The sequence below is a fragment of the Clostridium porci genome (assembly GCF_009696375.1).
Lineage (GTDB): Bacteria > Bacillota > Clostridia > Lachnospirales > Lachnospiraceae > Enterocloster > Enterocloster porci.
Genome location: NZ_VUMD01000003.1, coordinates 102271 through 118148, shown reverse-complemented (window position 1 = coordinate 118148; position 15878 = coordinate 102271). Strand labels below are relative to the sequence as shown.

Annotated in this window: 16 protein-coding genes; 15 read left to right on the top strand and 1 reads right to left on the bottom strand. The window is 48.0% G+C overall.

The features are described from left to right. The first annotated feature begins 9 nt into the window (after positions 1–9). A complete protein-coding gene (locus tag FYJ39_RS04325; RefSeq protein ID WP_154471227.1) occupies positions 10–1110 on the top strand; it encodes a ComEC/Rec2 family competence protein in 1101 nt (366 codons plus the stop codon). Positions 1111–1206: 96 nt separating this feature from the next. On the opposite strand, the gene FYJ39_RS04320 is transcribed toward FYJ39_RS04325, so the two are convergent. Further along, positions 1207–2190, bottom strand: a complete 984-nt coding sequence (locus FYJ39_RS04320) for a zinc dependent phospholipase C family protein (RefSeq protein WP_154471226.1) — start codon at positions 2188–2190, stop codon at positions 1207–1209. 171 nt (positions 2191–2361) lie between these two features. Between FYJ39_RS04320 and FYJ39_RS04315 the strand changes: the two genes are divergently transcribed. From FYJ39_RS04315 to FYJ39_RS04250, 14 genes are all read left to right on the top strand, one after another. Then, positions 2362–3750, top strand: coding sequence for an alanine/glycine:cation symporter family protein (locus FYJ39_RS04315; protein ID WP_154471225.1), 1389 nt, complete (start codon positions 2362–2364; stop codon positions 3748–3750). A gap of 820 nt (positions 3751–4570) precedes the next feature. Then, positions 4571–5482, top strand: coding sequence for an SGNH/GDSL hydrolase family protein (locus FYJ39_RS04310; RefSeq protein WP_235919734.1), 912 nt, complete (start codon positions 4571–4573; stop codon positions 5480–5482). Positions 5483–5494: 12 nt separating this feature from the next. Next, entirely contained in the window at positions 5495–5959 is a 465-nt protein-coding gene (locus FYJ39_RS04305; RefSeq protein ID WP_154471224.1) for a YhcH/YjgK/YiaL family protein, read from the top strand. 22 nt (positions 5960–5981) lie between these two features. Next, positions 5982–6851 carry a helix-turn-helix domain-containing protein gene (locus FYJ39_RS04300; RefSeq protein ID WP_154471223.1) on the top strand — a complete coding sequence of 290 codons (870 nt, stop codon included), beginning with the start codon at positions 5982–5984 and terminating at the stop codon, positions 6849–6851. Between the two features lie 282 nt (positions 6852–7133). Then, a complete protein-coding gene (locus tag FYJ39_RS04295; RefSeq protein WP_154471222.1) occupies positions 7134–8480 on the top strand; it encodes an ABC transporter substrate-binding protein in 1347 nt (448 codons plus the stop codon). After that, positions 8455–9444, top strand: coding sequence for a carbohydrate ABC transporter permease (locus tag FYJ39_RS04290; RefSeq protein ID WP_353847272.1), 990 nt, complete (start codon positions 8455–8457; stop codon positions 9442–9444). Before FYJ39_RS04295 ends, FYJ39_RS04290 begins: the two co-directional genes overlap by 26 nt. Then, entirely contained in the window at positions 9444–10277 is an 834-nt protein-coding gene (locus FYJ39_RS04285; protein ID WP_154471221.1) for a carbohydrate ABC transporter permease, read from the top strand. The genes FYJ39_RS04290 and FYJ39_RS04285 overlap by 1 nt, the downstream gene beginning before the upstream one ends. 54 nt (positions 10278–10331) lie before the next feature. Further along, positions 10332–11453 (top strand): Gfo/Idh/MocA family protein, encoded by a 1122-nt coding sequence (locus tag FYJ39_RS04280; protein WP_154471220.1) that lies wholly within the window; start codon positions 10332–10334, stop codon positions 11451–11453. A 125-nt stretch (positions 11454–11578) separates the two neighbouring features. Continuing rightward, positions 11579–12097 (top strand): peptidylprolyl isomerase, encoded by a 519-nt coding sequence (locus FYJ39_RS04275; RefSeq protein ID WP_154471219.1) that lies wholly within the window; start codon positions 11579–11581, stop codon positions 12095–12097. A gap of 48 nt (positions 12098–12145) precedes the next feature. Continuing rightward, the gene (locus FYJ39_RS04270) at positions 12146–12970 is read left to right on the top strand and encodes a GNAT family N-acetyltransferase (protein WP_154471218.1); all 825 of its coding nucleotides are present in this window, start codon (positions 12146–12148) and stop codon (positions 12968–12970) included. 88 nt (positions 12971–13058) lie between these two features. Next, positions 13059–13793, top strand: coding sequence for a YesL family protein (locus tag FYJ39_RS04265; RefSeq protein ID WP_154471217.1), 735 nt, complete (start codon positions 13059–13061; stop codon positions 13791–13793). Between the two features lie 148 nt (positions 13794–13941). Next, positions 13942–14841 carry a 4-(cytidine 5'-diphospho)-2-C-methyl-D-erythritol kinase gene (gene ispE, locus FYJ39_RS04260; RefSeq protein ID WP_154471216.1) on the top strand — a complete coding sequence of 300 codons (900 nt, stop codon included), beginning with the start codon at positions 13942–13944 and terminating at the stop codon, positions 14839–14841. A 116-nt stretch (positions 14842–14957) separates the two neighbouring features. Then, positions 14958–15665, top strand: coding sequence for a GntR family transcriptional regulator (locus FYJ39_RS04255; RefSeq protein WP_154471215.1), 708 nt, complete (start codon positions 14958–14960; stop codon positions 15663–15665). Next, complete coding sequence (locus FYJ39_RS04250) at positions 15665–15868, top strand: hypothetical protein (RefSeq protein WP_154471214.1); 204 nt, start codon at positions 15665–15667, stop codon at positions 15866–15868. Before FYJ39_RS04255 ends, FYJ39_RS04250 begins: the two co-directional genes overlap by 1 nt. The last annotated feature ends 10 nt before the right edge of the window (positions 15869–15878 follow it).

The following is a 15878-nucleotide window of genomic DNA, read 5'->3' as shown; positions in this document are numbered from 1 at the left end:
AATATGAGGATGAGAATTGACAGATACTGGAAACAAACTGCGGCAGGACTTCTGACAGCTATGATACTGATGCTTACCGGGGGAGTGCCGGAAAGCTTTGCGATGCCCCGTTCACAGCCCTTTACAGCCCAGGAAAATACTCTGTTTTCGCCGGACAAAATTATTATCAGCGAGGAACAAAAGAGCAGCCAGGCAGCAGAGGGAACAACCGCGGATGTCCCAGCGGCTCAGTCCGGGGCTGAGCTTGCGGCTTTCGGAGCTGTTTCTACGCCGGTTATCGATTCCAGCTCTATGTTTGGTTCTGGCCGTCTTACAATGCTGGCGAACCATGCAACTGAAGCGCAGCAGCTGTCAGTAATTATCGAGACAGGGGAGGGCGGACTGATTGTGGTGGATGGAGGCTGGACAACCAGCGCCGATTATCTTCTGGATCAGATTAAGCAGAAGGGTGGACACGTTCAGGCATGGCTTCTGACCCATCCCGATTCCGATCACGTAGGAGCGCTGGCAGACATTTTGTACAAGCATAGCGGTGAGATAACCATAGACGGTGTATATTACTCCTTTGCGCCAGACAGCTGGTATGAGGAGAAAGATCCGGAAGTGGCGAAGATGCTGGCCTATCTGAAGGGCGCTCTTGGGCTTCTGCCGCCAGAGAAGCTTCATGGCGATATCGTATCTGGACAGGTTATAAATGCAGGGCCTGCCAGGATTCAGGTTCTAAACCAGGCTTATCAGTGCTCCAGTGATTTTGTGAACAACAGCAGCGTTGCTTATATGGTGTCTCTGAATGGAACTAATACGGTGTTTTTGGGAGACCTGGCAAGGGCTGGAGGCGAAAAGCTGATGACGGAGCATGATCTGTCCGCCTTAAAGTGTGATATAGTGCAGCTGGCTCATCACGGGCAAAACGGGGTGGATTATGAGGTGTACAAGGCTCTTAGGCCTAGGGTGGCTTTGTGGCCCACTCCGCAGTGGCTTTGGGATAATAATAATGGCGGCGGAGCGGGAAGCGGCCCATGGCTGACCCAGCAGACTAAAAACTGGATGGTGCGTCTGGGTGTTAAGTCTAACTTTTGTATAAAGGACGGAGATCAGGTAATTGAATAAATATCCTGTATAGATAAAAGAACAGCGGATTCACGGGGGCTTACCAGTGGGTCCGCTGTTTGTTTCTGCTGCCGGATGCTTCCGTCACGTTCTGCCTTAGCTGTCCTGACAGGGAAGGCCGCTGTGATAGGAATAGTTCCCAAGCTCTGCCAGCAGCAGCTCCAGAGCTGACATCCTCAAAGGCTGGCCTGTATCCAGCATAGTATTAATCATATAAAAGACCGTGTTTAACTTTCCAAGGCACTGGCGGAACAAATCCGGAAAGGACGCCTTGGATGCAAGGTTCCTGTCCCAGGGATTGCACCAGGTTTCATGGTGTAGGTTTAAGCTCCAGCGGGGGTCCTCAACCGTATCTGTTACCAACTTGCTGGAGGCTACGGGATTCTTAAAAAACAAGGATTCAAAAAATTCAACTCGATCCTTTTTGCGGCTGTTGGGATCAGACAGAGTACGGCAGCCAAACCGCATAGCCAGAATGGAACGGTGAACCATAGGCGCTGTAACCTGGTAGCGGTTTTTATAGCTTAGTGGATAAAAGGCTTCATTGATGCAGGAGGAGAGAAACCGGGAGATAAATTGGGTTTCCATACCATTTAAGCAGATAGTAGCCGCCTGATTGAATTGGGAGGGCTTTTTCTTTTTATACTTTTTAAGGAGCAGTGCGTCAATATCGTTTTCCAGTTTTGCGTGAAGGCCATGATAATAGGAACCAGGATTCTGTATATCATATTCAATGCGGCCATATACATAGGGGTGACAGATAGAATCACCTACATAGTGGCACAAAAAACCGCACATGTAGGCCAGGCCCTCTTCCCTCTGCTGTCTGGAAGCAATCCTGGAAAGCTGCAGGAAGCAGCAGCGGAAGAAATCGTTGACATGATGCTCATGCATGTAAGAGCCTACATTGCGGTGATCCCGGTGGCGGAGGATGGGCAGGTTGTAAAAGAACATATCCGGCCCTTGAAGACCCAGCTGATAAAGCCATCGGTACTTGGCAATGATAAACTTCAGATTGTTCTGGGGCATATCATTGTATGCTTTCGTGCCTAGAATATAATGGGTTGTAAAACCTGGCATCGGCATACCTCTTTTCTTTTTCGTTGTTAAGAAGCTGTTATATATTTTAACATAAACAAGGAATAAAAGCGAGGTGAAAACAAAAGAAAAATATGTAAATTGTCATAGGGGCCGAACCTGTGGAATAAGACAGTTAATAATTAGGGATTGCTACAGAGGGTATTTAAACATATGAATTTACTGGAGCAGGTTCATTGCATGGTATGGGGGCCGTGGACATTGGTTCTCTTTCTTGGCGTAGGAATATTTTTTACATTAAAATGTAAGCTTTTCCAGATAAAAGGCTTTCCATACTGGTGGCGTCATACAGCAGGACGGATTCTGTCAGGAGATGCAGCGGTGAAAGGAGAGGGGGGGAAGGGGATCAGCCAGTTTCAGTCTGTGTGTACGGCTCTGGCAGCCACCGTTGGCACGGGAAATATTGCAGGTGTTGCCACGGCCCTTACAGCCGGTGGTCCGGGCGCATTGTTCTGGATGTGGATTTCTGCTGTGATCGGCATGATAACAGCCTATGCAGAAACCATGCTGGGCATACGCTACCGGTATAAGGATAAGAACGGTCATTATCTATGCGGCCCCTTTATCTATATGGAGAGGGGGCTGGGGATGAAGGGGTTGGGAATTTTATATAGCTTTCTGTGCCTGATGTGCTCGCTGAGCATGGGAAGTATGGTACAGGCCAACTCAGCTGTCAGTACCATGGAATATACCTGGCATGTACCGGAACTCACAGGCGGGCTGATTTTTACCATTCTATTAATGCTGGTTATCTGCGGCGGCATCAGCCGTATCGGGGGTGTGGCTGAACGGCTGGTTCCTGCTGCCTCTGGTATTTACATTCTCTTTTCCTTGATAATACTTATCTCCTGTGTCGAAGCGGTTCCAGGCGCTTTTTTTGCCATGTTTGAATCAGCCTTCCGGCCAGAGGCTGCGGCTGGAGGAACCGCAGGCTATGCAGTCAGCCGAAGCGTCCGCTATGGTATTTCCAGAGGGGTATTTTCCAATGAGGCGGGCCTTGGCACTCTGGCAGTGCTCCATGGCCCGGCGGAGAATACCACATGTCATGAGCAGGGAATGTGGGCTATGTTTGAGGTATTCTTCGATACGGTGGTTTTGTGCACCCTGACAGCGCTGGTGATTTTGTGCATGACAGGATCTGCGCCTGAAAAGATACCTTACGAGGGAGCTGCATTGGCTTCCTGGTGCTTTGGTGGACGGCTGGGAATGCTTGGAGAGTATTTGGTCAGCGGCTCTATGGTGGTTTTTGCCTTTGCCACTGTCATGGCATGGTTTTATCTGGGAAAGCAGGCGGCTTCGTATTTAGCAGAGGGAATCGGACTGGGAGTAGACACGGGCGCTTTTTTTTCATCACGTGTCTATCCGGCTCTGTTTCTGGGAGCCGTGTTCTTTGGAAGCGAAGCCCGGCTTAACATGGTTTGGATGTTGTCGGATATATGGAACGGTCTTATGGCCTTTCCTAATCTTACTGCCCTTCTCTTTTTATCCGGGGAGGTGACTTTGCCAGATGAATTTTCGGAGAATCGTAAAAAAGCGCACTAGCCTTAGCCTTTTTTCCATGTTGCCCGGCGGATGCACAAGAAAAAAGAGGGGCAAGAAGCAATCGCTTCTCACCCCTCTTTTTTCTTGCCCTGTATGGCAACTGCATAATTTCAGTGGTTTGGCCGATACTGTTTTATGAGCAGCAGCCAGGCTTGATTTTTAAAAAGTATTATCAAAAAGGGAGGAGAGCTGATAATTACTTATCAGCTCGAGTATTATGAAAAAAATCTTATAAGCAATTTTGTATAACAGCTATGGTTAACTGTTTATAATCAAAGTATATAGAGCAAACATGAAGAAATAATGTTGATTGTGTAAAATGTTTTTGAATGCAGTATGAACAAATTGTAAATAGAATAACTTTCTTGGAAAAGGGAACTGGAAAGAAAAACTGAAAATTTCTTAAGATTTAACGTTTTAATCTGGTCTGTCTGTGCTATAATGATCTTGCAGTTCATTGAGATCAGCTGATTTTAGGATATGAAAGACAGGTTTCTGAGATCCTGTTTTCGGATGCTTAGACTGTTTTTGCCAGGGAAGATGTCAGAGTGATAAGGCTATGACAAACCAGTTATATGTGCCGAACATAAGTGTATTGTGCTATTATTGCGTGATTGGTTTGTAGAAATGCACAAAGGCAGGGTGTAATATATACATATAAAGAAGCAAAAGCGCTTATGCCAATGGGACTTCTTAACCCGATCCGGCCAGCGGTGGAGCTTTTGAGGCTATCGGTTATTTATATATCCATATGAAAGATGATTTCGGGAATTTGCCAGTCCACAAAAGGAAAAGCGGGGATGTTATAGAAGGAGGGTTCATGGCCCGGCTTTATGTTGCGGCTCAAGTGTACCGGGAGGTGACAGCCTTGCCAAACGTCAGTTACCGCCATGGCTGGATGCGCCGGGCGAAATTAGGGAACAGGGAGGGAGGAATAGGAACGGCTCTGTTTGGCTTCCGGCTATTTTCAAGAATTGGAACATATAACAAGGAAATAAAGATGCCGGAAAGGAGCAGGCCTATGATGACAACAGAAGATGGCTATATGCGGCTTGAATATTTTTCGCAGTATGCGGCGGCAGATAGCCGGAGAAAGGAATTTGATATACGGAATCATTCTTTGCTTCGTATGAGAAGGAAGCCGGATTTTCTGTTTATTGGGGATTCCATTACACATTATTGGGAGCTGGGGGCCTTTTTTCACAGGCCGGAGCAGCTGATTGTTAATCGGGGGATTGGAGGAGATACTACCGCTTATCTTAGAAAGCGGTTTTATGTGGATGCGTTACAGCTTCAGCCGGTCAACTGCATTCTTGGGATTGGGATTAATGACTCCATTGATCTGGAAGGAGATTACTGGAAACAGTTGAAGCCTCTCCCCTACGACACTGTGTGTTCGGAAGCCTGTGAAAACGTTGCGGATATCATCCGGCAGGCTAAGGAAAGCAAAAGCCGCCTGATTCTTACATCCCTGCTGCCCATCCGTATCCCTATCCTTCAGAGGGAGCCCATACGCAAGCAATATATTCGGGATATGAATGGATGGCTTGAGGAAACAGCCCGGCGGGATGGACTGATCTTTGTGGATTATTATTCCGCAATGACTGATTGGCAGACAGATACGGTAAAGGATGGGCTTACCTATGACGGTCTTCATCCCAATGGAAGGGGTTATGAGGTTATGGCTGAGGTTTTACAAAAAAAACTATTGGAATATGACATTTTACTGTAAAGGAGAACCTGCATGATATTTGATTCTATTAAAAATAAGGAAAATTATAAAGAGTATGGTACGCTTTACCAAATTCTTTGCTATCTTGACTCACTGGCTCCAGGAGAGCTTCCGGTTCCGGGTACTGTTTTAACTCCGAATGAGGTTTTCTGCAACCCGGTTTCTCTGACATCAAAGCCGGAAGAGGAATGTATCTATGAAGCCCATAGGAGGTATGCGGATCTGCATTATATCGTCAGAGGAAAAGAGCGGATTGCCACAGCAGATGTAAAGAATCTGACTGAGACGGTTCCCTATGACTCAGACCGGGATATCGCATTCTACTCTGGGAAAAAAGCAGGAAGCTATCTGCTGCTGCCGGGAGATTTTATGGTATGCTATCCCAGCGACGCTCATATGGTCGCTGTTATGGAGGAGGAGCCAGGACATATCGATAAGGTTGTGTTTAAGATAAAGATGGGCGTCCATGGAGGCTGATCTATCTGGAAAGGAATAGTTTATGTCGCTCAGCGTAAGCGATAACATCCGTTTTGTATTTCTGTATGCAGACTGCTATTCCATGGGAAGTACCTGGGTGTACCCGGAATCCCGGATTCCCTATAGTATGTTCCGATATATTGCCAGGGGGAAGGCAGAATTTCGCATGAATGGGGAGCCGGTCGTTGTGAAGGAGGGGCAGATCGTGTATATTCCCTGCGGATGTACTCTTTTTTGCCAGGCCTTAAGCCAGCCCTTTGAATTCTTCAGTGTTCGCTTTACGACCTCTGTTTTCTACGACAGGGAGGATCTCTTAAAGGATTATTATAGGATCGCAAAGGTTTCGGAAAATCAGGGGGAGGATGTCTATTTCAAAGAAATCTATCGGTGGGCCAAGACTGCGCATCCGGCAAAGAAATGCTTCCTGCGGGGATATTTAGAGCTGCTGATCGGTTCGCTTTCCTTTCGGGAAGAAGCTATGGTGCCCCGAATGCTGGAAATTCAGGCGGAGCACTACGATCTGGAAGAAATACGCCGCAGAGAGAAGGCTCTGCGCCGGACGGTAGATCCACGAATCCAAATCGTGGCAGATTATGTGTCCCTTCATCCCACAGAACGGTATACGCCGGAGCGTATGGCCGGGATGGCGGAGCTGAGCAAACAACGCTTCAGCAGTCTGTTTAAGTCCAACATAGGGAAAACACCCATGGAATATGTCCGGGAGATCCGGCTGACTGCCGCAGCTCGTCAGCTTCTGGTGAGCACAGACAATATTAGTGATATTGCCTACGAGCTGGGCTATGAAAGCTCCAATTATTTTATTCGGGAATTTAAAAAAGCCTTTGGTTTTACGCCGAATCAGTATCGGAAAAATGGGCGCGAGGGGGGATAAAGGCCGATTTTGGTCAACTTTACCAACAATACTTCTGTCAACAGCAGGACAGGAGTATTTTTTATATAATTATAAGCGCATCGTGCTATCATTGAGCGTATGGTTTATAGAAATACACAATAAAACAGCGTAAAATATACATATAAATAAGCAAAAACACTTATACTGATATGAAGGCAAAACGGAACGCATTCTAACAGCTTAAGCAACAAGATGGATAATGACCTAACTGGCTGTTAGGTATATCAACCATAAATATATTGTAGTAGAAAGGGGAAGCTTATGAGAAAAAAATCAGCAGGTTTATTAATGGGGGCTATCCTGTCTGTTGCAATTCTGTCAGGCTGTGGTTCTCAGACAGAGAGCAGGGAGGCTGCGAAAGTTTCAGAGGAAGGGACAGGAGCGTTGCAGGGAGATATTACCTTTTGGCATTCCTTTACCCAGGGACCGCGTCTGGAGGTTATCCAGAAGACGGCGGATCAGTTTATGAAGGATAACCCTGGCGTCAATATCACGATAGAAACGTTTTCATGGAGCGACTTTTATACGAAGTGGACTACCGGTCTGGCTTCCGGAAACGTGCCGGATATGAGTACGGCCCTTCCCGGGCATGTGGTGGAGATGATGGATGCCGGTGCGCTGATCCCTGTAAACGATCTGGTCGATGGGATCGGGCGTGAACGCTTTTTTGAAGCAGCTTTGTCAGAGGGAAAAAAGGGCAGCGATTATTTTTCCATTCCTCTCTACTCCCATGCCCAGGTTATGTGGTATCGGAAGGATCTGCTTAAGGAGATTGGAGCGGAGGTTCCCGCTACATGGGAGGAGTTCGCCAAGACAGCTAAGAAGCTGACCAAGGATGGAGTATACGGATGCTCCTTCCCCTGCGGTTCCAGCGATATGATGGCAACCCGCTTCCTTAACTTATATGTCAGGAGCGGAGGAGGGAGCCTGCTTACGGATGATCTGAAAGCCAATCTTACCAGCGATCTTGCAATCGACGGGATCAACTTCTGGCTGTATATTTACCGGAACTGCTCTCCGCAGGATTCCATCAACTATGCAGTTTTGGATCAGGCGAACCTTTACTATCAGGGTAAGACGGCATTTGACTTCAATTCTGGTTTTCAAATTGGCGGTGTAGAGACGAACTCTCCTGATTTGTTGGATCAGATTGATTGTGCACCTCTTCCCAAGATTCATGCAGATGACCCGGATTATGGGGCAGAGACATCCAATATCCCCATGGTGGTCTGGAAGAACTCGAAACACCCGGAGATATGTAAAGCATTTATGAGGAAGCTGTATGAGAAGGATATCTACATCAAGTTCCTGGAAGCGACTCCTGTAGGTATGCTTCCCTCCATTACCGGGATTTCTGACACAGAGGAATATAAGTCCAACCCCATGGTTCAGAAGTTTTCCAATGCAGCTACAGTAATCACAGAAGCCATGGATATGGGGACGGCCATTGGATTTGAGCATGGTCCCAGTGTTCAAGCGGGCCTGCTTACATCTCAGGGCATCATTGAGGCCATGTTCCAGGATATCATCACCAATGGAACGCCGGTTGAGGAAGCAGCTCAGGCTGCCCAGGATCAGTTGAATGAGATCTTCCGTACGGTGGAATAATGCCATTTCCATGTCCCAGGGGCTGCGCAAAACCTTATGGGCAGCCCCGTATTTTATAAGAAAGGTGGCAAATATATTGAAACAGGCAAAACACAAGAACTATGCCCAATGGGTTTTTGTTCTCCCGGCAATGCTGGTTGTGGGTGCGCTGCTGATTTACCCGATCTTCTCCAGTCTTTACTACAGCCTTACCACAAAGCATCTAATCAAATCCACCTATGAATTTGTTGGGTTAAAAAATTACAGTATTGTATTACAGGATAAAAATTTTTATCGTGCTTTCCTTACATCTATTATCTGGACAATCTGCTCCCTGACAGGACAGGTGCTAATCGGATTCAGCGCAGCTCTTGCAGTCAACCGGGTCAGACGCGGGAAGGGCATCTACCGGACGCTGATGATTATACCCTGGGCATTCCCATCTATCGTCATTGCTCTTTCCTGGAAATGGATCTTAAATGGTGTGTCTGGCTATATCCCTAACATTCTGGTTCGGCTGGGTATCTGCAGCCAGCTTCCTCAGTTTTTAAGTGACAGCTCTCTGGTGCTTTTGACACTGGTATTTATCAATGTTTGGTTTGGCGCTCCTATGATTATGGTTAATGTTTTGTCTGCCCTGCAAACCATTCCCAGGGATCAATATGAGGCAGCTCAGATTGACGGAGCATCCCATTTCCAGCAATTTTGCCACATTACCATGCCTCACATCCGGGTGGTTGTAGGCCTGCTGATGGTGTTGAGAACCATCTGGATCTTTAATAATTTTGACTTGATCTATCTGATTACAGGCGGGGGCCCGGCCAACGCCACCACCACCGTGCCGATCTACGCCTATAACATGGGATGGGGAACAAAGCTTTTAGGACGGTCATCTGCGGTTACCATACTGCTTCTGGCGTTCCTGCTGTGCATCTGTGCCATTTACTTTACTGTGATTGGAAAATGGGAAAGGGAGGATAAGTGATGAGGAATTATAAAGGAAAGATAGGCAGCTTTTTCTGCCACTGTTATCTGATCGTACTATCCGCTGCCGCCTGTTTTCCCCTTCTGTGGGTGTTGCTGTGCTCTGTAAAGACCTCCGGTGATATGACCTCCAATCCTACCCGTTTTTTTCCAAAGGTATTTACATTGGAAAATTTCACCCATGTGATCCATGACCTGGGATTTTCCAGAAACATGTGCAATAGTGTGCTGATTGCTCTTTGTACGACTCTGATTGCCATTGTGATCTCCTCCATGGCGGCCTACGGGATCGTCCGCTTTTTCCCCAGGCTGGGTTCGCTGATGTCAAAGGCGATGGTGGCGACTTATATGTTTCCTCCCATCCTTTTAGCGATTCCCTATTCCCTGGTTATGGCAAGGCTCGGTTTGGTCAATACGCGGGTGGGACTGGTAATCGTATATCTGTCCTTTAGCGTGCCCTATGCAGTGTGGATGCTGGTGGGATTCTTCCGGACGGTTCCCATTGGGATTGAAGAAGCCGCCCGGGTGGACGGAGCCAATAAATTTCAGACTTTTGTCCGAGTGGTGCTTCCCTTAGTGATTCCCGGCATCGTGTCCACGGCCATCTATACCTTTATTAATGCGTGGAATGAGTTCCTTTATTCTCTCATCTTGATCAACAGTACCAACAAGATGACTGTGTCTGTGGCGCTGAAATCCCTTCAGGGCGCTGAGATATTGAATTGGGGGGATATGATGGCAGCTTCTGCTCTGGTTGTGGTTCCATCTGTGGTCTTCTTTATGTTGATCCAAAACTATATCGCAGGTGGGATGACGGACGGGGCTGTGAAATAAGAGAGTGGTGCTCTAAATTCATTTATAAAACGATTGTAGCAGGAGGAAAAGAAGATGAAAACAGTAGGTTATGCGATCGTAGGCGTAGGGTATTTCGGTGCAGAGCTGGGACGTATTATGAAGGAAGAGGAAGGCGCCTCCATCGTAGCGGTTCTGGACCCGGAAAATGCCGGGCCCATCGCCCGGGAGTTAGGCTGCGACGTGGAAACAGATCTGGATACGCTGTACAGTCGAAGCGACGTAGATGCAGTGATTGTGGCAACACCTAATTATCTCCACAAAGAGCCTGTGATAAAGGCAGCAAAGCATGGCGTTCATGTGTTTTGTGAGAAACCCGTTGCTTTGAGCTATCAGGATTGTGATGAGATGGTAAAAGTCTGCCAGGATCATGGGGTGATCTTTATGGCAGGGCATGTGATGAATTTCTTTAACGGCATTCACCATGCAAAGCAGTTGATTAATGATGGGGTGATCGGAGATGTGTTGTACTGTCATTCAGCCCGCAATGGCTGGGAAGAGCAGCAGACTTCCATTTCCTGGAAGAAAATCCGGGCTAAATCCGGCGGCCATCTGTATCATCACATCCATGAGCTGGACTGTGTTCAGTTCCTGATGGGAGGCATGCCTGCCACCGTTACCATGACCGGCGGCAATGTGGCACACCAGGGAGCTGGGTTTGGAGATGAGGATGATATGCTTTTTGTTAATTTGGAATTTCCTGGAAGACGGTACGCAGTCCTGGAGTGGGGGTCTGCCTTCCGCTGGCCGGAGCATTACGTGCTGATCCAGGGCACTAGGGGCGCGATTCGAATTGATATGTGTAACTGCGGCGGTACCCTGCGGGTGGGTGATAAGGAGGAGCATTTCCTGATCCATGAATCCCAGGAGGAGGATGACGACCGCACCCGGATCTATCACAGCACGGAGATGGATGGAGCCATCATGTACGGACATCCCGGCAAGAAGCCTCCTATGTGGCTCCATAGCATTATGAGGAAGGAGATGGGGTATTTGAACAATATGCTCCACGGTGCAGAGGCAGATGATGAGTTCCGTCCCTTGCTTACTGGAGAAGCAGCGCGGGCGGCTATTGCTACAGCAGATGCCTGCACAAAGTCCCGGTTTGAGGGACGGAAGGTGAAGCTGTCGGAGATTGTTGGGGAGGTGCCTGTCTGACCAAACAAATCCAGAAGCTAAAGCTTTGGTTCAATTAGAGGCCTGTTAAGTGATTTTAGAATGGACAAAGAAGGTATAATTTGCTATAGTGGAAAAGGATTCTAATTGAAAAGGAGAATAGTAATATGGCAAATCCAGTAGTTACCATAACCATGGAAAACGGAGATGTGATGAAGGCGGAGCTATATCCAGAGATAGCCCCTAATACTGTAAATAATTTTATCAGCCTTGTAAAGAAGGGCTATTATAACGGCCTGATTTTTCACAGAGTGATAAACGGCTTTATGATTCAGGGAGGATGCCCTGACGGAAATGGCACAGGAGGCCCTGGCTATACTATAAAGGGCGAGTTTTCTCAGAACGGCGTGCCGAATGATCTGGCTCATACAGAGGGAGTCCTTTCTATGGCGAGAGCGATGCACCCTGACTCTGCCGGCTCCCAGTTCTTTATCATGCATAAGAATGCCCCCCATCTGGACGGAGCATACGCGGCCTTTGGAAAGGTAACGGAGGGGATGGACATTGTGAATAAGATTGCAGAGGTTCAGACGGATTACAGCGATCGTCCTTTGAGGGAGCAGAAAATAAAGACTATGACAGTGGAAACCTTCGGCCAGGAGTATCCACGGCCAGAGACATGCTGAGAAGAGAGAGGAGCACAGCCAAAGTCCGTGAAACAATAGGCGAAATGAATGGTAAGGAAATATAAGGCTTTTATAGAGAATCGCTCTTATGTCGTAGTGGTATCAGATGAGATACAGGCCCTTCTGGAAGCGCAGGCTGCCGGAAGGGCCGTTGTCGGCGTTGCGGAAATAGACGAATGGGATATGAAGGGGATTCCTTATGTGGTTCCCTCCTGGGAGGATGCAACAGAGGAGCTTTTGGATTTGGTGCTGCGCCGCCATCTGGGGCTGCCCTGGCTGATTGATAAGACAGAGCGGCTTATTATAAGGGAATTTGTGAGGGAGGATGCTCTGTGTATTCCGGAGGAGGAGTATGGGCAGGAGGAGGCAGTTTTTCGCTGTTCTGATTCTCTCGCCCTCTATATTAAGAATCAGTATAGATTCTATGAGTACGGTACCTGGGCGCTTGTTCACAGGGAAACAGGACAACTGATAGGAATGGCGGGGGTTTCCAATCCCAGGCTGCCGGCTCATATGGAAGAATATTTGGAAAAGCTGGAACCATGCCAAAGAAGTATGGGAGAGGAAGGGCATGTGGGGCCGGCAGCCTGGCTGGAGCTGGGATATCATATTTTCAAGCCCTGGAGGGGGCAGGGGTATGGAAGGGAGGCCGCAGCGGCTGTGATGTGCTACAGCCATGAGGCGCTGGCCGCCCGCCTGTGCGCTCTGATTCACAGGGATAACCAATTCTCCTGCCGGTTGGCGGAGAGCCTGGGTATGAAACCTGTAATGAAAGACGGCCTGTCTGGAGGAATCCGGGGTGAGCAGCTTTTATATGTGGAGGAGCCTTTGCTATTTGGGCGTTCCTATGGTATACTAGCTTTACAAAGCTGACTGCTCCCAACAGGCGGCATATGCCAGTCCGTCTTGCAGGCTTTTCCTATGGGCGGCGGGCTAATTTACAGAAAGAAGAGGATATAACATGCTGCAAGGGCTATTTAACTATGACAATCCTATATGGAGATTTATCGGCAAGCTGGCCGATTTGATGATTTTAAATTTGCTTTGGATTATCTGCTCCCTTCCTGTTTTTACCATAGGAGCATCCACTACCGCTCTTTACTATGTGACCCTGAAGTTGGCAAGAGACGAAGGAACATCCACTGCAGCCTCCTTTTTCCGCTCCTTTAAAAGCAACTTCAGGCAGGCCACAGCCCTATGGCTGCTTATCATTGCGGCAGGAATCGTGCTGACGGTGGACTGCTGGTTCTTTTTTACTGGTCAAATGCCTATGGCTGAACCGGTAAAGCTGCTGCTTACGTCCCTGTCAATCTGTCTGTTTATTTTCTATCTTTTTATAGTAATATACATATTTCCACTTCAATCCCGGTTTTATAATCCGGTCATGAAAACCCTTGTGAATGCCTTCCTGATGTCCGTCCGCTACCTGCCTATTACCATCGGTATACTAATAACCGATTTATTGATTGGAGCGGTTTTTTGCTTCAGCTTTTTTTACCTGCCTCAGTTAAGTGTATTTTTGACTCTTTTTGGGCTTCCTTTGGCAGCGTTTATAAATTCATTTTTTTTAAATTATGTATTCAAGCGCTTTATGCCCAAAGAAAGCCAGCGTGATGAATTTCAGATTTCTCCCCTTATTGGACAGGAGGATGAAGCCTTAAAAGAGGCCATTGAAAATCTGAAAAACAGAAGCTGATAGTAAAAAACTTGGAAATTAGATCCGCAGGAAAAAATCTACCGGCTTTATAGAAATTTCACTTGATAAATCTTCGAATGTATTGTATACAAAATAATGTATTATAAAAACAGAAATACAAACAATGTACATAGAGGGGAAATGCGGTATGATAACACATTTACGGTTAAAAGCATACGGTAAAATTAACCTTGCTCTGGATGTGCTGGGAAAGCGTGAGGATGGCTATCATGAGGTGCGGATGATTATGCAGACCGTTGGCCTTCACGACAGTATTGATCTTTACAGGATCGGAGAGCCTGGCATACGAATAGAGACGAATCTGTTTTATCTTCCCAACAACGAGCAGAATCTGGCCTACAAGGCTGCCAGCCTTCTGATGGAAGAATTTGGAATCCGGCAGGGGATAGCCATTAGCCTTCGGAAGTTTATTCCTGTGTCTGCAGGTATGGCGGGGGGGAGCGCTGATGCGGCCTCTGTACTGTTCGGGATCAATAAAATGTTCGGCCTGGGCTTGTCTGCCCATGAGCTGATGGAGCGGGGAGTGAGACTGGGGGCGGATATCCCTTACTGCCTGATGAGAGGAACCGCCTTGTCTGAAGGAATTGGAGAGAGGCTTTCCCCATTGCCTCCTATGCCTCAGTGCCAGGTACTGATAGCAAAGCCAGGCATCAGTGTGTCTACCAAAGCGGTATATGAAAGACTGGATACCATGAAGCTGGAAGCTTCCGCTCATCCGGATATCGACGGTATGGTAGATGCCATCCGACGTGGCGCCTTGCTGGAGGTGGCTGGAAAGTTCGGCAATGTACTGGAGCTGGTCACAGGGAAAGGGTATCCCGTGATTGCCCAGATAGAACAGGTGATGAAGGATTACGGTGCGATTAATGCCATGATGAGCGGCAGCGGGCCCACGGTATTTGGGTTGTTTACCAGCCCCCAGGCGGCTCAGGCGGCTTACCAGGCGCTTCGGTTTGGCAAAGCGTCGGAGCTGGCAAAGCAGGTATATCTGACTAACTTTTTCAACGTGCGCCAGAACGGGCTGTAAAAAGCGGCAGGCTTTGTAAGGATAGGTTTTAATTGCCGGCAGCAAGCCTCTAAGGGGCTGACGCAAGAATGAATGAGGAAAATGTGACGTATATACAAGAAAGGGGCCATGATTGAATGGAAAATTATTTCAAGGTAAACATGAACGAGTATTTGCCTCTTCGGGACGTGGTCTTTAACACCCTCCGTCAGGCCATCTTAAAGGGAGAGCTGGCTCCGGGGGAGCGCCTGATGGAAATTCAGCTGGCTGAGAAGCTGGGGGTGAGCCGGACTCCCATCCGGGAGGCTATCCGTAAGCTGGAGCTGGAGGGGTTGGTGCTGATGATACCCCGCAAGGGAGCTGAGGTGGCTAAAATTTCGGAGAAGAGCTTAAGAGATGTTCTGGAGGTTCGCCGTTCCCTGGAGGAGCTGGCGATTGAGCTGGCGTGCCACAGGATGAGCGAGGATGACATGAGAGAGCTGGAGGTAGTCCAAGGCCGGTTCCGCGAAGCAATCGCAAAGGGGGAAGCCATGGCCATTGCTGAGACAGACGAGCATTATCATGATGTTATTTATCAGGGAACAGGCAATGACAAGCTAGTGCAGATGCTGAACAACCTTCGGGAGCAGATGTATCGCTACCGCCTGGAATATATTAAGGACGAGGATAAGCGCCAGGTGCTGCTGGTGGAGCATGAGCATATCCTGACTGCCCTTAAAAGCCGCAACATTGCCGAGGCGAAGGATGCGGCCAGAGAGCATATTGATAACCAGGAAATTACGGTTTCACGCAATATCAAGGAGAAGGAGCAGGAACATGCAGGCGGCAGCCGGGGGAGAAGGTAATGGGAGAGACTACATTTAAAGAGCGGTATCTGGCAGGAGAAATAGAATTTGCGGAAATAGACCGCTACATTAGCCGCTGGAACAACAGCAACGACCCCCGCACACTGGCCCAGTATCTGGGGCTGAACGGGGAGGAAGAGGATGTGTGGATTGATGTCAGCGATGAGGCTCTTAAGGAGCTGCTAGACAGCAGGAAGGAATAAGAGACAGGCC